At 66.6% G+C, this 25321-nt stretch carries 22 protein-coding genes; 19 read left to right on the top strand and 3 right to left on the bottom strand.

Going from position 1 to position 25321, the window contains the following annotated elements:
• Positions 1-9: 9 nt before the first annotated feature.
• The 8 genes from dapF (at position 10) to hslU (ending at position 8192) form a co-directional block, all read left to right on the top strand.
• Positions 10-879, top strand: a complete 870-nt coding sequence (gene dapF / locus DIE06_RS11355) for a diaminopimelate epimerase (protein WP_124661496.1) — start codon at positions 10-12, stop codon at positions 877-879.
• A gap of 37 nt (positions 880-916) precedes the next feature.
• Positions 917-1642, top strand: a complete 726-nt coding sequence (locus DIE06_RS11350; RefSeq protein WP_124661495.1) for a DUF484 family protein — start codon at positions 917-919, stop codon at positions 1640-1642.
• Positions 1643-1652: 10 nt separating this feature from the next.
• A complete protein-coding gene (gene xerC / locus DIE06_RS11345) occupies positions 1653-2573 on the top strand; it encodes a tyrosine recombinase XerC (protein WP_124661494.1) in 921 nt (306 codons plus the stop codon).
• 76 nt (positions 2574-2649) lie between these two features.
• Complete coding sequence (locus DIE06_RS11340) at positions 2650-3864, top strand: class I SAM-dependent rRNA methyltransferase (protein WP_124661493.1); 1215 nt, start codon at positions 2650-2652, stop codon at positions 3862-3864.
• Positions 3865-4065: 201 nt separating this feature from the next.
• Entirely contained in the window at positions 4066-5160 is a 1095-nt protein-coding gene (locus tag DIE06_RS11335; RefSeq protein ID WP_124661492.1) for a GTP-binding protein, read from the top strand.
• A 490-nt stretch (positions 5161-5650) separates the two neighbouring features.
• On the top strand, positions 5651-6067 hold the full coding sequence (gene dksA / locus DIE06_RS11325; protein WP_006477498.1) for an RNA polymerase-binding protein DksA: 417 nt from the start codon (positions 5651-5653) through the stop codon (positions 6065-6067).
• A 234-nt stretch (positions 6068-6301) separates the two neighbouring features.
• Complete coding sequence (gene hslV / locus DIE06_RS11320) at positions 6302-6838, top strand: ATP-dependent protease subunit HslV (protein ID WP_006760749.1); 537 nt, start codon at positions 6302-6304, stop codon at positions 6836-6838.
• A gap of 10 nt (positions 6839-6848) precedes the next feature.
• Positions 6849-8192 (top strand): ATP-dependent protease ATPase subunit HslU, encoded by a 1344-nt coding sequence (gene hslU, locus DIE06_RS11315; protein ID WP_124661491.1) that lies wholly within the window; start codon positions 6849-6851, stop codon positions 8190-8192.
• A gap of 83 nt (positions 8193-8275) precedes the next feature.
• Here hslU and DIE06_RS11310 read toward each other — a convergent pair whose 3' ends face one another.
• The 3 genes from DIE06_RS11310 to DIE06_RS11300 form a co-directional block, all read right to left on the bottom strand.
• Positions 8276-8818 carry a response regulator transcription factor gene (locus DIE06_RS11310; protein WP_044847841.1) on the bottom strand — a complete coding sequence of 181 codons (543 nt, stop codon included), beginning with the start codon at positions 8816-8818 and terminating at the stop codon, positions 8276-8278.
• A 13-nt stretch (positions 8819-8831) separates the two neighbouring features.
• Positions 8832-10238, bottom strand: coding sequence for an ATP-binding protein (locus tag DIE06_RS11305; protein WP_124661490.1), 1407 nt, complete (start codon positions 10236-10238; stop codon positions 8832-8834).
• Positions 10239-10351: 113 nt separating this feature from the next.
• Positions 10352-10576, bottom strand: a complete 225-nt coding sequence (locus DIE06_RS11300; RefSeq protein ID WP_124661489.1) for a cysteine-rich CWC family protein — start codon at positions 10574-10576, stop codon at positions 10352-10354.
• 306 nt (positions 10577-10882) lie between these two features.
• Here DIE06_RS11300 and argB point away from each other — a divergent pair, with 306 nt between their 5' ends.
• The 11 genes from argB to metW all read left to right on the top strand — a co-directional run bounded on the left by argB (position 10883) and on the right by metW (position 25237).
• Positions 10883-11782, top strand: coding sequence for an acetylglutamate kinase (argB, locus tag DIE06_RS11290; protein WP_006754950.1), 900 nt, complete (start codon positions 10883-10885; stop codon positions 11780-11782).
• Positions 11779-12570: a pyrimidine 5'-nucleotidase gene (locus tag DIE06_RS11285; RefSeq protein WP_124661488.1), complete on the top strand. Its 792-nt coding sequence runs from the start codon at positions 11779-11781 to the stop codon at positions 12568-12570. The genes argB and DIE06_RS11285 overlap by 4 nt, the downstream gene beginning before the upstream one ends.
• Positions 12537-13199: a nucleoid occlusion factor SlmA gene (slmA, locus tag DIE06_RS11280; protein WP_124661487.1), complete on the top strand. Its 663-nt coding sequence runs from the start codon at positions 12537-12539 to the stop codon at positions 13197-13199. The genes DIE06_RS11285 and slmA overlap by 34 nt, the downstream gene beginning before the upstream one ends.
• Before the next feature lie 604 nt (positions 13200-13803).
• Complete coding sequence (locus DIE06_RS11275) at positions 13804-14346, top strand: fimbrial protein (RefSeq protein ID WP_124661486.1); 543 nt, start codon at positions 13804-13806, stop codon at positions 14344-14346.
• Positions 14347-14458: 112 nt separating this feature from the next.
• Positions 14459-15211 carry a molecular chaperone gene (locus DIE06_RS11270; RefSeq protein ID WP_260433596.1) on the top strand — a complete coding sequence of 251 codons (753 nt, stop codon included), beginning with the start codon at positions 14459-14461 and terminating at the stop codon, positions 15209-15211.
• Between the two features lie 114 nt (positions 15212-15325).
• On the top strand, positions 15326-17935 hold the full coding sequence (locus DIE06_RS11265) for a fimbria/pilus outer membrane usher protein (protein WP_124661484.1): 2610 nt from the start codon (positions 15326-15328) through the stop codon (positions 17933-17935).
• A 55-nt stretch (positions 17936-17990) separates the two neighbouring features.
• A complete protein-coding gene (locus DIE06_RS11260; protein WP_124661483.1) occupies positions 17991-19055 on the top strand; it encodes a fimbrial protein in 1065 nt (354 codons plus the stop codon).
• 249 nt (positions 19056-19304) lie between these two features.
• A complete protein-coding gene (locus DIE06_RS11255) occupies positions 19305-19847 on the top strand; it encodes a fimbrial protein (RefSeq protein ID WP_124661482.1) in 543 nt (180 codons plus the stop codon).
• A gap of 394 nt (positions 19848-20241) precedes the next feature.
• The gene (locus DIE06_RS11250; RefSeq protein ID WP_260433595.1) at positions 20242-23226 is read left to right on the top strand and encodes an autotransporter outer membrane beta-barrel domain-containing protein; all 2985 of its coding nucleotides are present in this window, start codon (positions 20242-20244) and stop codon (positions 23224-23226) included.
• A 260-nt stretch (positions 23227-23486) separates the two neighbouring features.
• The gene (locus DIE06_RS11245; protein WP_124661481.1) at positions 23487-24632 is read left to right on the top strand and encodes a homoserine O-acetyltransferase; all 1146 of its coding nucleotides are present in this window, start codon (positions 23487-23489) and stop codon (positions 24630-24632) included.
• A complete protein-coding gene (gene metW, locus DIE06_RS11240) occupies positions 24629-25237 on the top strand; it encodes a methionine biosynthesis protein MetW (protein WP_006755281.1) in 609 nt (202 codons plus the stop codon). Before DIE06_RS11245 ends, metW begins: the two co-directional genes overlap by 4 nt.
• The last annotated feature ends 84 nt before the right edge of the window (positions 25238-25321 follow it).

Raw genomic sequence — 25321 nt, 5'->3', positions numbered from 1 at the left:
CCGGACCCAGTGAAACTCTCGTTCACCAAGATGCACGGCGCGGGCAACGACTTCGTCGTGCTCGACAGCTATTCGCGCGCATTGCCGCCGCTCACCGAGGCGCAGGTGCGCGCGCTCGCCAACCGACACTTCGGCATCGGCGCCGACCAGTTGCTGCTCGTCGAGAAACCGACCATCGAGGGCGCGGATTTCAAGTACCGGATCTTCAATTGCGACGGCGGCGAAGTCGAACACTGCGGCAACGGCGCGCGCTGCTTCGTGAAGTTCGTCAGCGACCGCGGGCTGACCGACAAGCGCAGCGTGCGCGTGCAGGTGATGAAGGGCCTGATCACGCTGACGATGCAGGACAACGGCGAAGTCGCCGTCGACATGGGCGCGCCCGTGTTCACGCCGGCGGAAGTGCCGTTCGACGCATCGGGGCTCGACGGCCGGCCGGAAGGCAACGACACGCTGTGGCCGCTCGACGTCGGCGGCCACACGCGCTGGATCTCGACGGTGTCGATGGGCAACCCGCACGCGGTGCAGGTCGTCGACGACGCCGAAGCGTATCCCGTGCTCGACGAAGGCCCGCTGATCGAGCGCCACGTCCGCTTCCCGCAGCGCGTGAACGCCGGCTTCATGCAGATCGTGTCGCGCAACGAGGTGAAGCTGCGCGTGTACGAACGCGGCGCGGGCGAGACGCTCGCGTGCGGCACCGGCGCGTGCGCGGCGGTCGCGGCCGGCATCCGGCGCGGCCTGCTCGATTCGCCGGTGACCGTTCACACGCATGGCGGCACGCTGACGATCGGCTGGGGCGGCGCGCGCGACGAAGCCGCCGCGCTGATGATGTCCGGGCCCGCCGCGACCGTGTTCGAAGGCGAGATCGATCTGAACATCTGACCCTGCAACGTCCTTGATAACTGAACGCTCCAGCCACATGAACGATCGCGAAGTCGCCGACTACCTGCTCGCCAATCCCGAATTCTTCGCGCAACACGCGGAACTGCTCGCGACGATCCGTCTCGCGAACCCGCACGGCAAGGCCGCGATCTCGCTGCAGGAGCGGCAGATGGAGATGCTGCGCGACAAGAACAAGCATCTCGAGCGCCGGCTCGCCGAGCTCGTGCGCTACGGGCACGAGAACGACAGCCTGTCCGCGAAGTTCGGCCGCTGGACCGCGCGCGTGATCGCGGAACGCGACCCGTACGCGCTGCCGCGCACGATCGCCGAAGGCATCGCCGACGTATTCGACGTGCCGCAAACGGCGCTGCGCGTATGGGACGTCGCCGACACCTATGCGCAGGCCGATTTCGCGCGCCAGGTCGGCGAGGAAGTGCGCCTGTTCACGAACGGGCTGTCGACGCCGTACTGCGGCGCGAACACCGGATTCGAAGCCGCCCAGTGGCTCGCGCCCGCGCTCGTGGCGCCGGCCGCGAACACGGCGGAAGGCGCCGAAGCCGCACCGGCCGGCGACGGCGCGGCCACGTCGGTCGCGCTGCTCGCACTGCGCGCACCGCTCGCCGGCACCGATGCGCCCGCGTTCGGCCTGCTCGTGCTCGGCTCGCCCGATCCGCGCCGCTTCCACGACGGGATGGCGACCGACTTCCTCGCGCAGATCGCGACGCTCGCGAGCGCCGCGCTCACGCGCCTGCTGCCGCACTGACGTCGCGCCCATGACCGACGATCCGATCGCCGCCTACCTGTCGAACCTGAAGCACGTCAGGCAGCTGTCGGAACACACGCTGCGTGCGTACACGCACGAACTCGACGAACTGAAGAAGCTCGCGGCCGGCCGCCCGCTCGACGCACTGACGGCCGCCGACATGCGCGGTGCGGTCGCGCGCGCGCATGCGGGCGGGTTGTCCGCGCGCTCGATCTCGCACCGGCTGTCCGCGTGGCGCGCGTTCTACCGCTGGCTCGCGCAGCGCATCGAGATGCCCGCGAACCCCGTCGCCGCGGTGCGCGCGCCGAAGCGCCCGAAGACGCTGCCGAAGGCGCTGTCGGTCGACGACGCATCGGCGCTGATGGACGCGCCGCTCGCCAGCACGACCGAAGGCATCCGCGATCACGCGATCCTCGAGCTGTTCTATTCGTCCGGGCTGCGCCTCGCCGAACTGGTCGGGCTCGACGTCATGTACACGCACGCGGACGGCTACCGCTCGGCCGGCTGGCTCGATCTCGCCGAAGCCGAAGTCACCGTGCGCGGCAAGGGCAACAAGGAACGCAAGGTGCCGGTCGGCCGCAAGGCGATCGACGCGCTGAATGCGTGGCTCGCGGTGCGCGACGAATTCGTGAAGCACGATCCGCATCCGCTGTTCGTGTCGGTGCGCGGCAACCGGATGTCGCCGGGCGTCGTGCGCGACCGCGTGAAGCGCGCGGCGCTCGCCGCCGGCATCCCCGCCAACGTTCACCCGCACGTGTTGCGCCACTCGTTCGCGACGCACGTGCTGCAGTCGAGCGGCGACCTGCGCGCGGTGCAGGAACTGCTCGGCCACGCGAGCGTCGCCGCGACGCAGGTCTACACGTCGCTCGACTTCCAGCATCTCGCGAAAATTTACGACAGCGCGCATCCGCGCGCGAAGAAGCGCGACTGACGCGCGTCCCGTGTTACCCGCCACGCGCGGCGGCCGGCACCGGCCGGCGTCGCGCGCGGCCCATTTCGATCTCATCATGCAAACCGTCACCCTCAAGCCGTCCAAGGAAAAATCGCTGCTGCGCCGCCATCCGTGGATCTACGCCAATGCGATCGACCGCGTCGACGGCAAGCCCGCGCCCGGCGCGACCGTGCTCGTGCGCGCGCACGACGGCCGCTTCCTCGCACGCGGCGCGTACAGCCCGCAGTCGCAGATCCGCGTGCGCGTGTGGAGCTTCGACGAGAACGAGCCGATCGATCACGCGTTCTTCAAGCGCCGCGTGCAGCGCGCGGTCGCGCACCGCACGACGATGGTGTCGGGCACGGGCGCGGTGCGGCTCGTGTTCGGCGAAGCCGACGGGCTGCCCGGGCTGATCGTCGACTACTACATCGCGGACACGGCCGAACCGGGCGCCGCGCCGCGCGGCCAGCTCGTGTGCCAGTTCATGGCCGCGGGCGTCGAGGCGTGGAAGGACGCGATCGTCGCGGCGCTCAGCGGCGCGACCGGCTGCCCGAACGTCTACGAGCGCTCGGACGTGTCGATCCGCGACAAGGAGGGGCTCGCGCAGACGACCGGCGTGCTCGCCGGCGACGCGCCGCCCGCGACGCTGATCGCGAACGAAAACGGCGTGCGTTATCACGTCGACGTGCCGAACGGCCACAAGACGGGTTTCTACGTCGACCAGCGCGACAACCGCGCGCTCGTCGCGCAATACGCGGACGGCCGCGACGTGCTCAACTGCTTCTGCTACACCGGCGGCTTCTCGCTCGCCGCGCTCAAGGGCGGCGCGAAACGTGTCGTGTCGATCGACTCGTCGGGCGACGCGCTCGCGCTCGCGCAGCAGAACGTCGTGGCGAACGGCTTCGACGCCGAACGCGCGACCTGGCTCGACGCGGACGCGTTCAAGACGCTGCGCCGCCTCGTCGACGAAGGCGAGCGCTTCGACCTGATCGTGCTCGATCCGCCGAAGTTCGCGCCAACCCGCGACAGCGTCGACCGCGCGTCACGCGCGTACAAGGACATCAACCTGAGCGGCTTCAGGCTGCTGCGCCCGGGCGGCCTGCTGTTCACGTACTCGTGCTCGGGCGCGATCGACATGGACCTGTTCCAGAAGATCGTCGCGGGCGCGGCCGCCGACGCGAAGGTCGACGCACGCATCCTGAAACGGCTCGGCGCGGGCGTCGATCACCCGCTGCTCGCCGCGTTCCCGGAAGGCGAATATCTGAAGGGCCTGCTGTTGCAAATCGTCTGATCGCCCCGATCTACGCGCGTAACCATCCGCCGGCCGCAGCCTCGCGCCCGGCGGATTCGCACTCCCGCCTGTCGTCCGGACGACGGGCGAGGGCTTGACAGGTATGTTTCAATGGATGGTTGTGCGCCCCGGCTCGCGAGTCGAAGGCGCGACGCACACATCCTGGTTTTGACCCCGATTCACGAACCACAGGCGACCGACATGGCCACTCCCGTCACCATCCTCACCGGCTTCCTCGGCAGCGGCAAGACGACGCTGCTCAAGCGCATCCTGAACGAACAGCACGGCATGAAGATCGCCGTGATCGAGAACGAATTCGGCGAAGAGAACATCGACAACGAGATCCTCGTTCAGGACACGAAAGAGCAGATCATCCAGATGAGCAACGGCTGCATCTGCTGCACGATCCGCGGCGACCTCGCACGCGCGCTCGGCGACCTGGCCGCGAAGAAGCGCGAAGGCAAGCTCGACTTCGACCGCATCGTGATCGAAACGACCGGCCTCGCGAATCCGGGCCCCGTCGCACAGACCTTCTTCATCGACAGCGAGATCGCCGACGATTTCCTGCTCGACGCGGTCATCACGCTGGTCGACGCGAAGCATGCGAACGCGCAGCTCGACGAACACGAAGTGGTGCAGCGCCAGGTCGGCTTCGCCGATCGCCTGTTCATCACGAAGTCGGATCTGGTCGACGACCAGACGGTGGCCGACCTCAAGCACCGCCTGATGCACATGAACCCGCGCGCCGCGATCAAGGTCGTCAACTTCGGCGAAGCCGACATCAAGGAAATCTTCGACCTGCGCGGCTTCAACCTGAACGCGAAGCTCGAGATCGACCCGGACTTCCTGGCCGAGGACGACCACGCGCACCATCACCACGATCACGACCATGACCATGACCATGACCACGATCACGCGGATTGCGACCACGATCACGGTCAATGCGCGCACGATCACGACCACGGCCACGGCCACGGCCACCACCATGCGCACCACGACGACAAGATCAAGTCGTTCGTGTACCGCAACGATCGCCCGTTCGACCCGAACAAGCTGGAGGACTTCCTCGGCGGCATCCTGCAGATCTACGGCGAACGGATGCTGCGCTACAAGGGCGTGCTGTACATGAAGGGCGTCGACCGCAAGGTCGTGTTCCAGGGCGTGCACCAGATGATGGGCAGCGACCTCGCCGCGAAATGGCTGCCGGTCGAGAAGAAGACCAACAAGATGGTGTTCATCGGCGTCGACCTGCCGCAGGACCTGATCACCGACGGCCTCGACGCCTGCCTCGCCTGAGCGTTCGGCCGGCGTCGCGCACCTTCCGTGCGGCCGCCCTCGCGGGCGGCCGCGGCGCTTGCGCGGTGCCTTTTCCGGGCAGGGTTTCGCCGTCATCGCTTTTTCGCGATTTGCGCGTTATATTTTCTAGATATTGGCGCAGCCGACGGGGATCGACCCGATACGGCGCCCGCTTGCGATTCAGTTACAATACGTGCCCGCTGGAGTACGGCAATAACAGGCCCGGTTCTTGCTGAACCATTACCCGGGCATCGCAACCGCGCCGGATCGCCCATCCGCCAACCGGCCGCGGCCGATGCGATCTGCCGCGCAGCACCGGTTCGCCGCGCGCGCAAATCCGCGCCAGGCCTATCCTGGTATTTGAGAACCGGTTTTCCAGAGGCTTTCGGCCCCGCGGCGGCAAATCGCAAATGATTGCAAGCGCAGTTGCGGGTAATCCCAAAGTGCAGGCACTATCTCCTGATTTGCCGCACATTGAAGAAGCAAGCAGATGACGAAGAAACTCTTGACCGAAGCCGAAATCCTGAAGATGAGCGACAAGGATTACATGAATGAGGATCAGCTCGCCTTCTTCAAAAATCGGCTCGAACAGTTGCAGGCGGACATCCTCAAGAACGCAGGCCAGACGACCGAGAACCTGCGCGAGACGGTGATCGTCCCCGATCCCGCCGATCGCGCGACGATCGAGGAAGAGCACGCGCTCGAACTGCGCACGCGCGATCGCGAACGCAAGCTCCTCAAGAAGGTTCAGCAGTCGCTCGCCCGCATCGATTCCGGCGACTACGGCTGGTGCGAGGAAACCGGCGAACCGATCGGCATCCCGCGCCTGCTCGCGCGTCCGACGGCCACGCTGTCGCTCGAGGCGCAAGAGCGCCGAGAGCTGCGCCAGAAGCTGTTCGGCGACTGATCGAGCGGCGTTCCGCTCCGACACGCTGCTTCCCGAAAGCGCGCGGCCTGCCGCGCGCTTTTTGTTTTTCCGGCACCGGTTCCCGCCCGGGCCGATTTGCATCCCCCTCTTGATATCCCGGCGCCCGCCCTAAAATGAATCGGACGCGCGCCGGGCCACTCCCCGGCGCACTGCGATTCACGCGGCGGCGCCCGGCGCCGCCCGACTCTTCCCCGTTTTTCTCAAGGAACGCAGATGGAGCAATTTCACGGCACGACCATCGTTTCGGTCCGGCGCGGCGACAAGGTCGCGCTCGGCGGCGACGGCCAGGTAACCCTCGGCAACATCGTCATGAAGGGTGGCGCGCGGAAAGTGCGGCGGATCTACAACAACCAGGTCCTGGTCGGATTCGCGGGCGGCACCGCCGATGCGTTCTCGCTGCTCGATCGCTTCGAGGCGAAGCTCGAGAAGCACCAGGGCAACCTGACCCGCGCGGCCGTCGAGCTCGCGAAGGACTGGCGCACCGACCGGATGCTGCGCCGCCTCGAGGCGATGCTGATCACGGCCGATGCCACCACCACCCTCGTGATCACCGGCAACGGCGACGTGCTCGACCCGGAAGGCGGCATCTGCGCGATCGGTTCGGGCGGTGCCTATGCGCAGGCCGCGGCCCGCGCGCTCGCGGAGAACACCGAGCTGTCTCCGCGCGAGATCGTCGAGAAGTCGCTCGAGATCGCCGGCGACATGTGCATCTATACGAACCACAACCGCATCATCGAAACGATCGAGTAAGGACCGCACCATGAGCACCATGACCCCTGCCGAGATCGTCTCGGAACTCGACAAGCACATCATCGGCCAGGCCAACGCGAAGAAGGCCGTCGCGGTCGCGCTGCGCAACCGCTGGCGCCGCCAGCAGGTCGCCGACCCGCTGCGCCAGGAAATCACGCCGAAGAACATCCTGATGATCGGGCCGACGGGCGTCGGCAAGACCGAAATCGCGCGCCGCCTCGCGAAGCTCGCCGACGCGCCGTTCATCAAGATCGAGGCGACCAAGTTCACCGAAGTCGGCTACGTCGGCCGCGACGTCGACAGCATCGTGCGCGACCTGATCGAGATCTCGGTCAAGCAGACGCGCGAATCCGAGATGCGCAAGGTGCGCAGCAAGGCGACCGACCAGGCGGAAGACCGCATTCTCGACATCCTGCTGCCGCAACCGCGCGCGGTGGGCTTCGGCGGCAATGCCGAACACGCGAACGACGACAACAACGCGACGCGCCAGACCTTCCGCAAGCGCCTGCGCGAAGGCCAGCTCGACGACAAGGAAGTCGAGCTCGACATCGAGCAGCCGTCGGCCGGCATGGACATCATGGCACCGCCGGGGATGGAAGAGATGACCGAGCAGATCCGCTCGATGTTCTCGAACCTCGGCAGCGGCAAGAAGCAGCGCCGCAAGGTGAAGATCAAGGAAGCGCTGAAGCTGCTGACCGACGAGGAAGCCGCCAAGATGCTCAACGACGAGGAAGTGAAGTCGAAGGCCGTGCAGAACGTCGAACAGAACGGCATCGTGTTCCTCGACGAGATCGACAAGATCACGTCGCGCAACAACGAAGGCAGCGGCGGCGAAGTGTCGCGCCAGGGCGTGCAGCGCGACCTGCTGCCGCTCGTCGAGGGCACGACCGTCAACACGAAGTACGGGATGGTGAAGACCGATCACATCCTGTTCATCGCGAGCGGCGCGTTCCACCTCGCGAAGCCGAGCGACCTGATTCCCGAACTGCAGGGCCGCTTCCCGATCCGCGTCGAGCTCGACTCGCTGTCGGTGAAGGATTTCGAGGCGATCCTCGTCGCGACCGACGCGAGCCTCGTCAAGCAGTACCAGGCGCTGCTCGCCACCGAAGACGTGCAGCTCGAGTTCGCCGAAGACGGTATCCGCCGCCTCGCCGAGATCGCGTATTCGGTCAACGAGAAGACCGAGAACATCGGTGCGCGCCGGCTCTACACGGTGATCGAGAAGCTGCTCGAGGAAGTGTCGTTCTCGGCCGGCAACCATGCCGGCGAGCGCGTGACGATCGACGCGAAGTATGTCGACCGCGCGCTCGGCGAAGTGTCGCAGGACGAAGACCTGTCGCGCTACGTGCTGTAACGCACGCGGCGTCGAATGCGAAACGGGCGGCCCGGCGGGCCGCCCGTTTTCGTTGATGCGGCCGGCCGATGCCGCCGCGCCGCTTACTGCCGCACCGGCTTCTTCGCGAGCTTGCGCTGCAGCGTGCGGCGGTGCATGTTCAGCGCGCGCGCGGTTGCCGAGATGTTGTTGTTGTTCTCCGCCAGCACGCGCTGGATGTGCTCCCATTCGAGCCGGTCGACCGACAGCACGACCGGATTCTCGAGCGCCTCGTCGGCCTGCACTTCGCTCGCGTTGGTCTGCAGCGCGGCCAGGATCGACTCGATGTTCGCGGGCTTCGCGAGATAGTTGTCGGCGCCCTCCTTCACGGCCTGCACGGCGGTCGCGATGCTCGCGTAGCCGGTCAGCACGAGAATCCGCGCGTCGGGCTGCAGGTCGCACAGCGGCGCGATCAGGCTCAGGCCCGAATCGTCGCCGAGATGCAGGTCGACGGTGATGAACTGGAACTTGCCGCCGGCCGCGAGCCGCAGCGCCGCCTCCTTGTCGTGCGCCTGCTGGACCGCATAGCCGCGGCGCTCGAGGCCGCGCGCGAGCGTGCCCGCGAACACCTCGTTGTCGTCGATCACCAGGAAATTGTTCTCGCTCATGTGGTTTCTCCGTCTACGTGTTGGTTGAGGCGGCCGGCGCCGCGATGCGCGCCACCGGCAGGCGCAGCACCGCGCGCGTGCCGCGGCCCGGCGCACCGGCCGGGCGGCTGTCCGGCGCGGCTGCCGACCGCTCGGCCGCGCGCTGGCCCGCCGCAGCCGCGGCGTGACCGTTCGCGCCGCCACCGGCGCGCCCGTTGCCGCCCGCCGCGCGCGGCGTGACGTCGGACAGCTCGATCTCGCCGCCGAGGCGCACGGCCGCGCTGAACGCAAGGTACAGGCCGACCCCGTGCCCGCCCTGCGTGCTGTCGACCGGCATCGCGCCGAGCGATTCGCGCAACGCCGCCGGAATGCCGGGGCCGTCGTCGCATACTTCGAATTCGATCCGGTCGGCCGCCCGCTCGTTGTGCGCGAGCTTCGCGGCCAGCGTCACGCGATGCGGGCTCGCCCGCGCGGCGTTGTCGAGCAGGATCGTCAGGATCTGGCCGGCCGCGACCGTGTCGTCGAGCCCGACGCCCGACGGACGCGCGCCGAGCAATTCGAACTGCACGTGCGGATGCCGCAGGCGCCAGTGTTCGACGAACGTGTCGAGCCAGTCGTCCACGGGCTGGCGGCTCGCCGGCGCGCTCGCGCGGCTGCGCAGGCGCGCGAGCGCCGACGTGCAGAGCGTCATCTGTTCTTCCAGCACCTTCAGGTCGGCCTCGTAGCGCGCGAGCCCCGGATCGGCGCGTGCCGCGTCGCGCAGCTCCTCCGCGAGCATCGCGATCGTCGACAGCGGCGTGCCCATCTCGTGCGCGACGGTGGCCGCCTGCACGCCGAGCGCGACCGCCCGCTCGTCGCGCAGCAGGTGCGCCTGCGCTTCGCCGAGCGCCGCATCGCGCTGGCGCAGCGCGTTCGACATGCGCGCGACGAACCATGCGATCAGCCCGACGCTGACCATGAAGTTCGCCCACATCCCGGTGCGGTAATAGTCGAACAGGTTCGCCGGGTTGTCCATGTTGAGCGGCACCGAATCGAAACCGAGCGCCGCGTAGCACGCGACCGCGAACGCCGCGAGCCAGATCATCAGGTGCCACGGCAGCACGGCCGCCGCAATCGCGAGCGACGGCAGGTACAGCGACACGAACGGGTTCGTCGTCCCGCCCGACAGGAACAGCAGCGCCGACAACGCGCCGAGGTCGACCCACAGTTGGCCGAGCAGCTCGAAATTGGTCTCGGGCCGCGCGCGAAGCACGCGCACCCAGGTCAGCGCGTTGAAAACGATTTCGAGCGCGATGACCATCAGCATCGCCGGCAACGGCAGGTGCACGCCGAAATAGGTCTGCACGACGCCGATCGTCACGAGCTGACCGATGATCGCAAGATTGCGCAGCCAGAACAGGTGACTGAGGTTGACGCGCCCGGTGGTGGTGATTCGTTGCATCCGAGCAGTTTACCCGTTTAGCGCCCGACGCCTCTACCGGGGGCCGGATCTGGAAGGATCAATGGACCGCCGGGGCAAGCCGGTGGCGCGTCCGGTTGCACGGGCCTGCACCGTCAGCCAACCGCCCCGGCCATGCGCTGCGCAATCTCGTCGGCGAGGCACTCCGGGCAGCGGCAGCGCGTACCGGCCACAGGCGGCACGCCGCCGGGCACGGCCGGCATCGACGCGCACCAGCACTCGAACGGCTGCGTGCGGGCGCCGCAGTCGAAGCCACGCCCGCAGTGCGGGCAACGCGCGCGGCGCGGGGTCGAACGGGCGTCGGCGGCGGAATCGGTCATGGCGAAAGCGCGAAAGCGGGCATGAACCTCACCCTACGCGACAAGCATAGCGCGGCGCACGGATTTTGCACGTCGGCCGTCCAGCCGATGCGTGCCGCCGACACCGCCGCACACGCCGGGCGCCGCCCCGCCCGCGCCGCTGCCGCGGGGCCCGGCGCAGGGTCCGGCGCCACGGCCGGCGGGCCGCCGCGCGTGGCGCGGGGCCCGCGCGATCCGCCGTCCGGCCAGCCCAAAAACCCGATGCTGCGCTGCGCCACTCCTGTACAATTCGCCCTGTTTCAACCGTTCCCAGCCAGAGCCGCCGCCATGTCCGAGCCCATCGACCTCTCGCAGATCGCCCCCACGCTGAAAGCAGAAATCCTCGCGGAAGCGCTGCCGTACATCCGTCGCTACCACGGCAAGACCGTGGTCATCAAATACGGCGGCAATGCGATGACGGAAGAGCGGCTCAAGCAAGGCTTCGCGCGCGACGTGATCCTGCTGAAACTGGTCGGCATCAACCCGGTGATCGTCCACGGCGGCGGTCCGCAGATCGATCAGGCACTGAAGAAGATCGGCAAGGCCGGCACCTTCATCCAGGGCATGCGCGTCACCGACGAAGAGACGATGGAAGTCGTCGAATGGGTGCTGGGCGGCGAAGTGCAGCAGGACATCGTGACGCTGATCAACCACTTCGGCGGCCATGCGGTGGGCCTGACGGGCAAGGACGGCGGCCTGATCCACGCGCGCAAGCTGCTGATGCCGGACCGCGACAACCCGGGCCAGTACATCGACATCGGCCAGGTCGGCGAAGTCGAGGCGATCAATCCGGCCGTCGTGAAGGCGCTGCAGGACGACGCGTTCATCCCGGTGATCTCGCCGATCGGCTTCGGTGAGGACGGCCTGTCGTACAACATCAATGCCGACCTCGTCGCCGGCAAGCTCGCGACCGTGCTGAACGCCGAGAAGCTGCTGATGATGACCAACATCCCCGGCGTGATGGACAAGGACGGCAACCTGCTGACCGACCTGTCGGCCCGCGAGATCGACGCGCTGTTCGAGGACGGCACGATCTCGGGCGGCATGCTGCCGAAGATCTCGTCGGCACTCGACGCCGCGAAGAGCGGCGTGAAGTCGGTCCACATCGTCGATGGCCGGATCGAGCACTCGGTGCTGCTGGAAATCCTGACCGAGCAGCCGTTCGGCACGATGATCCGCTCGCATTGAGCGCACGCCGCCTGCCCAAGCGTTCCGACCTGCCGGCGTCGCTGCGACGCCGGCGCATCTCCCGCAGCCGGCCGCGTGCCGGCGCGCCCGTCTGGCTGTTCGATCTCGACAACACGCTGCACCACGCATCGCACGCGATCTTTCCGGAGATCAACCGCGCGATGACGCAGTACATCGTCGACACGCTCCACGTCGGGCGTGCCGAGGCCGACCGGCTGCGCACCGGCTACACGCAGCGCTACGGCGCGGCGCTCCTCGGCCTCACGCGCCATCATCCGATCGATCCGCACGACTTCCTGCGGGTGGTCCACACGTTCTCCGACCTGCCCGCGATGCTGCGCGCCGAGCGCGGCCTCGCGCACATCATCGCCGCGCTGCCGGGCCGCAAGTTCGTGCTGACCAACGCGCCGGAGAACTACGCGCGCGCGGTGCTGCGCGAGCTGCGCATCGAGCGGTTGTTCGAGCGCGTGATCGCGATCGAGCACATGCGCGACCGCCGCATCTGGCGCGCGAAGCCCGATCACACGATGCTGCGCCGGACGCTGCGTGCGGCCAACGCGCGTATGGAAGACGCGATCCTCGTCGAGGATACGCGCGGCCACCTGAAGCGCTACAAGCGCCTCGGCATCGGCACGGTGTGGATCACCGGGCACCTGCCGGGCCACCTGCCGAACACCGGCCGCCCGCATTATGTCGACCAGCGGATTCGTTCGTTAAAATCACTGCGACTGGGCACACGATCGGGGCGACAGAAATGCAGCCGACTTACCCGCAGGACCAAGCCGTAACGGAAGACCAGGCCACGCCGTCGCGCCCGCGCCCGAAGCCGGGCGAGCGGCGCGTGATGATCCTGCAGACGCTCGCCGCGATGCTCGAGGCGCCGAAACCCGAGAAAATCACGACCGCCGCGCTCGCGGCCCGGCTCGACGTGTCGGAAGCCGCGCTCTACCGGCATTTCGCCAGCAAGGCGAAGATGTACGAAGGGCTGATCGAGTTCATCGAGCAGGCGCTGTTCGGGCTCGTCAACCAGATCGTCGCGAAGGAGCCGAACGGCGTGCAACAGGCGCGCACGATCGCGCTGACGATGCTCAATTTCGCCGCGAAGAACCCGGGGATGACGCGCGTGCTGACCGGCGAGGCGCTGGTCGGCGAGGACGAGCGGCTCACCGAGCGCGTGAACCAGTTGCTCGACCGGATCGAGGCGACCGTCAAGCAGTGCCTGCGCGTCGCGCGCACCGAGGCGCAGGCGCCCGACGGCGCGGCGCCGTTCGTGCTGCCGGCCGATTACGATCCCGCCGCCCGCGCAAGCCTGCTCGTCAGCTACGTGATCGGCCGGTGGCATCGGTTCGCAAAAGGCGGGTTCCAGAAACCGCCCGGCGAGCAGGCCGATGCACATTTGCTGCTGATCCTGCAGTGATGCGCGGCGCGTCCGCACCGACTGACACGCGGTCCGGCGCTTCAGCGTAACGATCTCCCACCGGATCGAGCGCATTTCCGACTCGAACCGTCCTGATCCGGGTGGCGCCCGCACCGGCATCGATCGCCCGCGCGGCGTCCGCCTTTATAACCACGGGCACGATTGCCGAACGCCCCCCGATTCGGCGCGACACGCGCGACACGTGAGCACCTCACCGTATACGATCAGGATTCCTGTTTGTTGCCGTGTATCAACAACTCGCTATCGACGTCGCCGCTCCCCCTGCGTCTATCGCCTCTCGCTCAGGCATTTGCGCCGCGCCCCCGCTGAATGGCCTCCAGCCCTGCACCGACAGCATCCGAGTCCGGCGTCAACGCATGCGAACCCGCTCGTCTGACAATATTTGAAAGAATTTAGTACCAGAACGAACAAATAAACAAATGGATTAGTAATCGTCCAATTCTTTCAAACGCATTAAAACTCAACAATATCGGCTGTTTCCTGTCGCCGCTTCCGTTCCGTTTCAACGACGTCGACAGGCAGCGCTCAGGAAACGTCGGTGCGTCGTCTATAGACGCAGGACTCCTTACTAACAGGTACTTTCATGTCCAAAAAAGCACTTTCCATTCTGATGACGACAGCGGGCCTCCTGGCCGTTGCTTCGTCGGCCCAGGCAGCCGACGGCACGATCACGATCACCGGCGAGATCACCGCCCAGACCTGCAACATCTCGGGTGACGGCGGCGGCAAGGATTTCACCGTCACGCTGCCCAACGTGTCGACGTCCGCCCTCGCTACGCCGGGCTCGACGGCCGGCCGCAAGCCGTTCCGCATCAACCTGACCAACTGCTCGCCGAATTCGGGCAATGCGTCGGTGTACTTCGAGCCGGGCACGACGGTCAACGCGCAGACGGGCCAGCTCTTCAATGCAACGGGTGACGCGAAGAACGTCGAAGTCGGCCTGCTGAACAAGGACGGTTCGAAGATCGAGCTGGGCAAGGCGCAAGCGCAGCAGAACTCGCAGACCGTGCCGATCGCGGCCGGCGCAGCCGAGCTGAACTACTTTGCGCAATACGTCGCGACCGGCGGCGCGTCCACGGCCGGCACGGTCAATACGTCGGTCATGTACTCGGTCTCGTACCAGTAACGCGGTCTGCCGACCGGCGGCCCGGGCACGCGATGCAGTGGCGCTGCACGGGCCGCGTCCGACCAACAGTGAACTGTCCATCTACAAGGAGAAGTCAGCGATGGGAATGCCAATGAACTTGCGCTTGAGCGTGGGGGCCGCAACGCTGATCGCGTCGCTGTCCGGCCTGAGCACCGCGGATGCAAGCGTCGTAATCGGCGGAACGCGCGTGATCTATCCGGAAAAGGAGCGCGAGGTCACGGTCAAGCTGACCAACGAGGGCGACCGGCCTTCGCTCGTCCAGGCATGGGTCGACGACGGCCACGCGAACGCGCTGCCGGACGACTCGAAGGTACCGTTTACGCTGACGCCGCCGTTGTTCCGTCTCGATCCGAAGAAAGGCCAGAGCCTGCGGCTGATCTATACGCAGGAACCGCTCGCGCCGGACAAGGAAACGCTGTACTGGCTCAACGTGCTCGACGTCCCGCCTCAGGCCACCGGCGATTCGAATGATCCGAACATGCTGCAGCTCGCGTTCCGCACGCGCATCAAATTGTTCTTCCGCCCTGCGGCACTGCAAGGCGTCGCCGACGAATCCGCGGAAAAAGTCACCTGGAATTTCGCGCCGAAGTCCAGCGGCGGCTATGCGCTGCAAGCGACGAATCCGACGCCCTACCACGTGACGTTCACCAAGCTGGTCGTCAAGTCCGGCGGCGCGACCTGGACCGACGACAAGGGCGGCATGGTCAAGCCGGGCGCCACCGAACAATTCGACGTCGGCAATGTGCCGTCGCCGTCCGGCGCGCCGATCGAGGTCGACTACACGTTCCTCAACGATTACGGCGCCGCCATCGAAGGCCGTTACGCGCCGAAAAAGGCGCACTGACACGGCCCGACCGTTCCCGACTCAACCCGATGCTGACCGGCGGTGCGGCAGTCGCACCGGCGCAGGCAGACCGTCGCTCGCGTTATGACGATGCGGCATCAACACATTGAATTCATGCGAGCGAATCATCACATTCAACCACTGGAGTCTCCGCGTTTCGCGTTCAAGCCGGGCTATCTGCTCGTCATGGCGACGCTCGGCGGCTGGACGGCCGGTGCATTCGCCGCCGACGCGTCAGCCGCTCCGGCGGAGCCCTTCGACGTCGCGCAGGTTCAGTTCAATGACACGTTGATGATGAAGCCGCGCGGCCAGCGGCTCGACCTCGATCGCTTCGCGAAAGGCAACCCGGTTCCGGCCGGCGAGTATCTGGTCGACCTCTACGTGAACGAAACGTGGACGGGCCGCTCGACGGTACGCTTCGATGCACCGGCAGGCGCGGTCAGCGCGACGCCGTGCTTCGACCGCACGCTCGTGAGCCGGCTCGGCCTCGACAGCGAGACGCTGACCGATGCAGCGCGCGCCGAGCTGGCGCGCGTGCAGGCCGGCGAGTGCACGGACGTCGCCAGTCTGGTGGCCGGCGCCACCGTTGAGTTCGACATGTCCGAGCTGCGGCTGAACGTGAGCATTCCGCAGGCATCGCTGCTGCGCAATCCGCGCGGCTATGTGAGTCCGGAACTCTGGGACAGCGGCGTGCCGAGCATGACGCTCAAGTACGACGCGAACGTGTTCCGGAACATGTCGTCCGGCTATGACAGCACGCAGGCCTATCTCGGGTTGAATGCGGGCGCCAATATCGGCAACTGGCATTTCCGCCACAACGGCTCCTATAGCGCGCAATCCCAGGGGCCGAGCCGCTATCGGAGCCTCAACACCTATCTGCAGCGCGACCTGCCCGCATGGCGCAGCCAGCTGAAGATCGGCGAGACCTATACCGACGGCACGCTGTTCGAGAGCGTCGGCATTCGCGGCGCCACGCTCGAGACGGACGACCGGATGCTGCCCGATTCGATGCGCGGCTATGCGCCGATGATCCGCGGCGTCGCCACGAGCAATGCGCACGTCGAGGTGTCGCAGAACGGCGCGCTTCTGTACGAAACCAACGTCGCGCCCGGCCCGTTCGAGATCAACGACCTGTACCCGACCGGCTATGGCGGCAACCTGCTCGTCACGGTCACCGAGGCCGACGGTAGAAAGCACAGCTTCACGGTGCCGTATGCGGCAGTCGTGCAGTCGCTGCGCCCCGGCCTCTCGCGTTTCGGCGTCGCGGTGGGGCAGTTGCGCGAGCCGCTGCTCGAGCGTCACCCGAATTTTGCGCAGGCCACCTATCAGCGCGGCATCAGCAACCTGCTGACCGGCTATGTCGGGGCCATCGTCGCGGAAAACTATCTGGCCGGGCTGGTCGGTGCCGCGTTCAACACGCCGGCCGGCGCGTTCGCGGTCGATGTCACGCAGGCGAGCGCCCGCATCCCGGGCGTGTCGGCCACGAGCGGCCAGAGCGTGCGCGTCAGCTACAGCAAGTCCGTCGAAGCGACGGGCACCAACGTCGCGGTCGCCGCGTACCGCTACTCGTCGCGCGGATACTGGGGCATGCGCGATGCGATGTATGCCCGGGAACAAGCGGCAGCAGGCCGGAATCCGGGCGACGTGTACCGGCAGCGCAACCAGGTTCAACTGACGCTGAACCAGACGCTCGGCGAAGGGCGCGGCACGCTGTTCGCGATCGGCTCGTCGTCCAGCTACTGGAATCGGCAAGGCACGACCACGCAGTTCCAGGTCGGCTACAACAACAGTCTGCGGATCGCCGGCCTCAACGTGAGCTACAACCTGTCGGTGTCGCGGCAGCGCGACGGCTATTCCGGCAACCTGAACAACCAGATCTACGCGAACGTGACCATCCCGCTCGGCCGGCGCTCGTACGCGCCGACGTTGAGCTCGAGTATCGCGCACGACAACCAGGGCGGCACCACCGGCCAGATGTCGCTGACCGGCACGCTCGGCGAATCCGGCGCGCTCACCTACGGCTTGAACACCACCACCGGCGGCGGCACGACGTCGGGCGGCGGCAACGCGCAGTATCGCAGCCCGTTCGCGACTTTCTCGGGCAGCGCGGCCGGCGGCAGCGGCTACTCGAGCGTATCCGTCGGCGTATCGGGCGGCGTCGTCGGTCATGCGGGCGGCGTCACGCTGGCCAACGATCTCGGCGATACCGTCGCGATCATCGAGGCCAAGGACGCCGTCGGTGCCCGTGTCACCAACGGCACGGACGTTCGGATCGGCCGGCGCGGCTATGCGGTGCTGCCGTATCTGACGCCGTACAAGATGAACACGATCGAGCTCGACCCGAAGGGCATTCCGCTCGACGTGGAAATGCTGACGACGAGCCAGCAGGTCGCTCCGCGCGCGAATTCGGTGGTGAAGCTCAAGTTCGGCACCGTCAGCGGACGCGCGGTGCTGCTCGGGATTCATCAGCCGGACGGCACGCCCATTCCGTTTGGCAGCGCGGTGGTCGACGAGGAAGGCAATTCGATCGGCATGGCGGGCCAGGGCGGCACGGTATTCACGCGCGGCCTGAATGACTCGGGTGTGCTGACCGCGAAATGGGGCAACCGCGCCAATCAGGCCTGTTCGTTCTCCTACAGTTTGCCGACGGAGCGGAGCAAGCATGCCGCGTACGAGCGGATGAACGCGAAATGCGACTACTCGCCGATCAAGGCCCGGCCGTAAGCCGTTCCACATGCGGCCGACTCCTTCGAACACACAATTTTTACGGTGAGGTTTCATGAAGTTCACCCCACGCAGATTCGCCATTCATCTTCTCCGGCTGCTCATCGTCTGGTTGATGCCGGTGGCATGCGGTATCGGCATTGCGCATGCGCAATACTGCAAGTTTGACACCCCCCCCAATGGGATCTTCTGGCCCTACGGATTCGTCAAGGGAGGGAAACTCGTCATTCCGCCCAATTTGCCGAACGGCGCCGTAATTGGAACCGCGACCCAGGACATTTCGTACAAGTGTGACGCCAATCCCGGCGGATGGGAGTTCAGGTTCGCGCAGTATTACTACCCGACCAACATACCGGGGGCCTACAACACCGGCGGGTTGACCGGCTCGAATACTGTTCACTATTTGTACGTTGGCATCCGCACGACGAACCTGGATACGGGTGAAGTCATGATGGCGAATACCGCTCTTACTCAGCCGTGGGGGCCACCAATCGGTCAGACCGGGGCTACCCAAGGCGTGCTGAGGATCAAGAAAGAGCTGATCAAACTGAGCGACAACATCTACAACTATCCCAATGCAGTCCTGTTCAACATGACTCAATACGACTCGGAAATACAAGCATTCAACAGGAATACCAATCAACTGAAAGGGTATTGGAGATCCTATTGGTGGGACACCGGGAACATCGCGCTCACGCCGGCCAGCTGTACCGTCCTGACGAACAACGTGAACGTCCCGCTGCCACCGGTCGCCGCCAGCAAGCTGAACGCGGTCGGCATGACAGCCGGCGATCGCGACTTCGCCATCAGCCTGTCCTGCAAGGCCGGTACGAACCTCTACGTGACGCTGACGGACCTGACCGATCCGGGAAACATGGGCAATGCACTCACGCTCACGCCGGACGCCACGGCGAAGGGCGTCAAGCTGCGGATCCTCAGGAACGGCCAACCCGTCAGCTACGGTCCCGATTCGTCCGCGGTCGGCAACCCGAACCAGTGGTACGTCGGATCGTCAGGGTCGGTCAGCAGCATCCCGCTGAGCGCGCAATACATCGCGACCGGCGTCGTATCCGGCGGGAAGGTCAAGGGCGCCGCGACGTTCACGTTGAGCTATCAGTGAACGCGTCGCACTCGATCAAAGCAATTCGGCAGTGCGCCGGCCGCAACCCAGTTTCACGCAGCCGGCGCGCTCCATCGGTCACCGCCCGATCGGTGACCGGAACAAGCTTCTGATTAGCAGTCCGACAGGACTTCATCGGAAGGTGCTTATCGGATGAACTCGACATGCCGCACGCACGGCCAGTCCCGGCGAGCAGGCGGCACGACGACGGAGTCCGCGTTTTTTCAACCAGTACTCGAGGAAATTGATATGAAATTCGCACTCTCCAGCATCGCTGCTCTCACCGTCGCTGCCGCAGCCATGATGCCGGCCGTCTCGCACGCCGCCGACGGCACCATCACCATCAACGGCAAGATCGGTACGCAAACCTGCACGATCGACGGCAACGGCACGGGCGGCAAGGACTTCACGGTCGCGCTGCCGAAGGTGTCGACGACGTCGCTCGCCAGCGGCGGCGCGACGGCCGGCCGCACGCCGTTCAAGATCGGCCTGAAGAACTGCTCGCCGGCCACCGGCAACGTCTACACGCACTTCGAACCGGGCACCACGGTCAACTCGACGACCGGTCAGCTGCTCAACGCATCGGGCACCGCGAAGAACGTCGAAGTCGGCCTGCTCAACGGCGACACGAGCAATATCGGAGTCGGCAAGGCCGATGAAAACTCGAAGGCCGTCGCGCTGAAGGACGGCGCTGCGGACCTGCCGTACTACGCCCAGTATGTCGCGACGGGCGGCGCCGCGGGCCAGGGCACGGTGAACACCTCGGTGATGTACTCGATCATGTATCAGTAAAGTCCACGATCCGGCGCACGTCCCGCGCGCCGGATCGTCACCGGGGCGCGGGGGTGCGCCCCTTCCCCCACATCCTCGGCAGACCAGCGGCCATCGATCCGCCCGCGGACGGCATGGTCGTTCGAGCAGTCGTCACTGCATCTCACCTCTTTCAGGATTCCCTCACGAACCCGGCCGGAAACGCTCGCGCCGGGCGCCACGCAATTGGCCGGCCCGGTTCCGGGTCCGCCCCACCACGCCCGCAATCATCCAGGAGTCGGCACCGAAGCGCCTTCGCGCCTCACGTGTACGCCGTGCCGCCCTTCGGCGCCTTCCACAAATTCGAACTCGTCCAATATCCAAACGTGCTCAATGGAACTACTTTTCACCTACTCAAGAAAGGAAAGGTGATCTGGTGAACCGCAGTTATTTCATCTCGGCCCGTGCGCGCGTCCGCCTGTATGTCGCACATTCGGCCCTGCTCGCAGGCGCGGCGATGTCGTCGCCGTCAACCGCACAAGTCACGGGCGGCGGCCCGCAGCGAGCCGACGGCATTGAACTCGAAGTCGCGCCGGGTGAATATTCGACGCGCAAGTCCGGCGAAGCCGTGCTTTCCGCGATCAACGGCGGCATCCTGACGACCAGCGGCCGGACCCGCGTTTTTTCGACCGGCAACGGCGCCGCGGGTGTCTCCGCGTGGGGCAGCACGTCGCGCATCGTCCTCCGCGATACCGAAATCCGGACTCGCGGCGGCTCCAGCGCCGGCATCGAACTTCGTAACGGCGGCAACGCATCCGCGGAACGCGTGTCCATCGATACCGACAGCGACTATTCGCATGGCGCGTCCGTCGACGGCACCAACGCGCGCCTCACGCTCTCCGACAGCGTGATCGTGACACGCGGCAAGGAAGCACATGGCATCACGGCGATCCTGGCGCCGGGCGGCACCATCGACGTGGCTGATACGCTGGTTCGTACCAGCGGCCTGTTCGGCGTCGGCCTGTCCATCAGTTACGGTGGTGTCCGCGCGACACTGACCCGCACCGATATCCGCACGGATGGCGACTATGCGTCGGTGCTGTACCTGCCGAGCGCCTCCACGGTTGCATTCAGCGACTCGCACCTTGAAACCGCCGGCGACTACGCGCTCGGCGTGGACACGCGCGAGGGCAGCGTCGAACTCGCGGGCACGCGCGTCATCACGCACGGCAAGAGCGCGCACGGGCTTTATGCATCGAAGGAATACACCGATACGCCTGTCGTCAATGCAACCGATACGTTCGTGACCACCACCGGCGACCGCGCGATCGGCGTGATCGCCCGCCTCGGCGGCAAGATCGCGATGACGCGCGGCGGGATCACGACGGACGGCGAACGCGCGCGCGGCGTGATGTCGGCCGGCACGGACTCCGTCGCGTCCCTCGTCGACACGAGCGTCGAAACCCACGGCAAGGCAGCCGCCGCGCTTTATTCAAGCGCCGGCGGCACGATCGACCTGGTGCGGAGCAGCGCGCGCGCGACCGGCGACGGCGCCCATGCAGCGGCCGTCTACGGCGGCACGCTGACGATCGACGACGGCTCGCTGATCAGCGAACGCCACGGCGCGATCGACGCGTCCGACGCGATCATCGCGCTGAAGAACGGCACGCACGCCATCGGCGGCAACGGCACGCTGCTATCCGTCCATGCGGAGTCCGGCGCTCCCGTGCGCCTGACGCTCGACACCGGCTCCCGTGCCGACGGCGACATCGTCAACCAGCCGACCGACGACGGCAGCCCGACGGATGCCGTGACGGACGTCTCGCTCGCCAATGCATCCGTATGGACCGGCTCGACCGACGCGGTCCGCACACTGTCGCTGAACACGAACAGCCGCTGGACCGTCACCGCCAATTCGACGGTCGGCTCCGTCGCGCTGAACGATTCGACGATCGCGTTCGCCGCGCCCGCGGCACGCGGCACGCCGACACCACGCACACTCGTCGTGACGGGCGACTATACGGCCCGCAACGGCCGGCTGGTCCTCCATACGACGCTGCAGGACGACGCGTCGCCGACCGATCGCCTCGTGATCGACGGCGGCCACGCGTCGGGCGACACCGGCATCGTCGTCAAGCGTTCCGGCGGCGACGGCGCGCCGACGACCATCGGCATCCCGCTCGTCGAAACCCGCAATGGCGGCACGACCGACGCGTCGGCCTTCACGCTCGATGCGGGATCGGACGGCTACCGGAACGGCTTCGGCACGTTGTCGGCCGGCGGCTATGACTACATGCTCAAGCGCGGCGGCCAGGGCGGCCGGGAGGACGACTGGTATCTCGTCTCCGCGGCAAAACCCGTACCGCCGGAACCGCCGCAGCCGCCGGAACCGCCGCAGCCGCCCGGCCCCGTCGATCCCGATCCGCCGATCAGCCCGGAAATCGTTCCGCCCCCTCGCACTGCCGCCCCGGAGCCCGATGCGTATCTCGCGAACGCCGATGCAGCGTCGACGATGGCAATCCACACGCTGCATCAGCGCGACGATCGCTCGCTGCGCACCGAAGCAGCCGGCCCGCTCGATGGTGCGGTCTGGCTGCGTGCCGAGGGCCAGATGACGTCGATGTCGGGCGGCAACCGCAGCGTGTCGGGTAACGGCCGCCTGATCCACGCGGGCGCCGACCTGCTCCGCTTCAACGACGGTCGCGGCGGCAGCATCCGGGTCGGCGCGATGGGCATGTACGGCAGCCAGACGAACTGGTCGACGCGCCCCCTGTGGAACGCGATCGAGCACCGCGTGATGAACGCCACCGCGCGCGGCAGCGTCTCCGGCTACAACGTCGGGCTGTACGGCACGTGGTACGGCAACCGCGACATCCTGACCGGCCCGTACGTCGATGCGTGGTTCATGTATGGCGCGTATGCGAACAGCATCGGCGGCAGTCTGGCTGCCGACTCGTACCGATCGCGAACCGTTACGGGCTCGCTCGAAACGGGCTATTCACTGCCCTTCTACGAGCGAGGCGACACACGCTTCTTCGTCGAACCCGAAGCGCAGGTCGTCGTGTCGGACTATCGCGCGGACGCACACGCCACGCCCGGCGGCCGGATCGACGGCGAGGGCTCCACCGACGTGCTCACCCGCCTGGGCGTGCGCGTGCATGGCATCACCGCGATGCCGCATGGACGCGAACTTCGGCCGTTCATCGAGGCAAACTGGTGGCACGGCCCCGGCTCGCGCTCGCTGACGCTCGATCGCAATGCGTTCTCGTTCAGCGTACCGCGCGACCGGGTTGCCGTCCGGATCGGCGCGACCGGGCAGTTGAGCCGGCAATTCTCGATATCGGCGAGCGTCGGCGTGGAAGGCAATCTGTCCGACTATTCGGTCGTCCGGGGGCAACTCTCGGCAAAATATCGCTGGTAAGCCGCGCAGACCGCCGGCGGGGCATGAAATCCGCGCCCCGCGGAATTCCGCTATACTCCTCCGACTGCCGCCCGCTTGGCGGCAGTCGGAAGCGCGCCGATTTGCTGACTCGATTGCGGGCGCGCGAACCGGCCGGGCATGGATGTATATCTTTGTCCCGGCGGTTCACTACAAATGCGGCTAAAGAGGTCGTCAGCCGCGCACCTTCGCCTCCGCGCATCGCCGACACCGTTTAGCCGCCCAGTCATAAGGCGGAACGAATGGAATCGATCGGCATCGTCGCTCCACAGACCATGCACTTCGCCGAACCGCTGCGCTTGCAAAGCGGCAGCGTGATCGGCAACTATCAGCTCGTCGTCGAGACGTACGGCGAGCTCAACGCCGCGCGCTCGAACGCGGTGCTCGTCTGCCACGCGCTGAACGCGTCGCACCACGTCGCCGGCGTCTACGCGGACGATCCGCGCAGCACCGGCTGGTGGGACAACATGGTCGGCCCGGGCAAGCCGCTCGACACCAACCGTTTCTTCGTGATCGGCGTGAACAACCTCGGCTCGTGTTTCGGCTCGACCGGCCCGATGAGCATCGATCCGTCGACCGGCAAACCGTACGGCGCCAAATTCCCGGTGGTGACCGTCGAGGACTGGGTCCATGCGCAGGCGCGTGTCGCCGACGCGTTCGGCATCGAGCGTTTCGCCGCGGTGATGGGCGGCAGCCTCGGCGGGATGCAGGCGCTCGCATGGAGCCTGATGTATCCGGAGCGCGTCGCGCACTGCATCGACATCGCATCCACGCCGAAGCTGTCCGCGCAGAACATCGCGTTCAACGAGGTCGCGCGCTCGGCGATCCTGTCCGATCCCGATTTCCACGGCGGCGACTATTACGCGCACAACGTCAAACCGAAGCGCGGCCTGCGCGTCGCGCGGATGATCGGCCACATCACGTACCTGTCCGACGACGACATGGCCGAGAAATTCGGCCGTGCGCTGCGCCGCGCGGACGGCGCGCTCGACGCCTACAACTTCAGCTTCGACGTCGAGTTCGAGGTCGAGTCGTACCTGCGCTACCAGGGCGACAAGTTCGCCGACTACTTCGACGCGAACACGTACCTGCTGATCACGCGCGCGCTCGACTACTTCGACCCGGCGAAGGCGTTCGACGGCAACCTGACGGCCGCGCTCGCGCACACGCAGGCGAAATACCTGATCGCGAGCTTCTCGACCGACTGGCGTTTCGCGCCGGCCCGCTCGCGCGAGATCGTGAAGGCGCTGCTCGACAACAAGCGCACGGTCAGCTACGCGGAGATCGACGCGCCGCACGGCCACGACGCGTTCCTGCTCGACGACGCGCGCTATCACAACCTGCTCCGCGCGTATTACGAACGAATCGCCAACGAGGTGGGCGCATGAACCAGCAAGCGCTGAATTCCCTGTCCGCGCGCGCGGACTTCCGCACGATCGCGCGCTGGGTCGAACCGCGCTCGACGGTGCTCGACCTCGGTTGCGGCGACGGCTCGCTGCTCGCGCTGCTGATGGAAGAACTGGACGTGACCGGCTACGGGATCGAGCTGAACGACGCGGGCGTGCTCGCGAGCGCGAAGAACGGCATCAACGTGATCCAGCAGAACCTCGAGGACGGCCTGCGCCTGTTCGAGGACCACAGCTTCGACATCGCGATCCTGTCGCAGACTTTGCAGACGATTCACCAGACGGCCGCGATCCTGCGCGAAACCGCGCGGGTCGGGCGCGAATGCATCGTGTCGTTCCCGAACTTCGGCTACTGGCCGCACCGGCTGTCGGTGCTGAACGGCCGGATGCCGGTGTCGAAGTCGCTGCCCTACCAGTGGCACAACACGCCGAACGTCCGGGTGCTGACGATCGAGGATTTCGAGGCGCTCGCGCCCGAAGTCGGCGTGACGATCCTCGACCGCGTGGTGCTGCACGAAGGCCAGCCGATTCGATGGGGAGCGAACTGGCGTGGTAGTCTTGCTGTCTACCGCGTCAAGCGCAGCTGAGCCGGTGGGCTGTTGACCGAAGATCCGGCCCGCACGCGCGTGCGGCCGCCCCTTCTGCGCCGTCCGCACCGCCTGCGCTGCCGC

Origin of the sequence: Burkholderia sp. Bp8998 (assembly GCF_003854235.1) — a bacterium.
In the GTDB taxonomy this organism is placed as follows: Bacteria; Pseudomonadota; Gammaproteobacteria; order Burkholderiales; family Burkholderiaceae; genus Burkholderia.
This window is presented reverse-complemented; position numbering and strand designations above follow the sequence as displayed.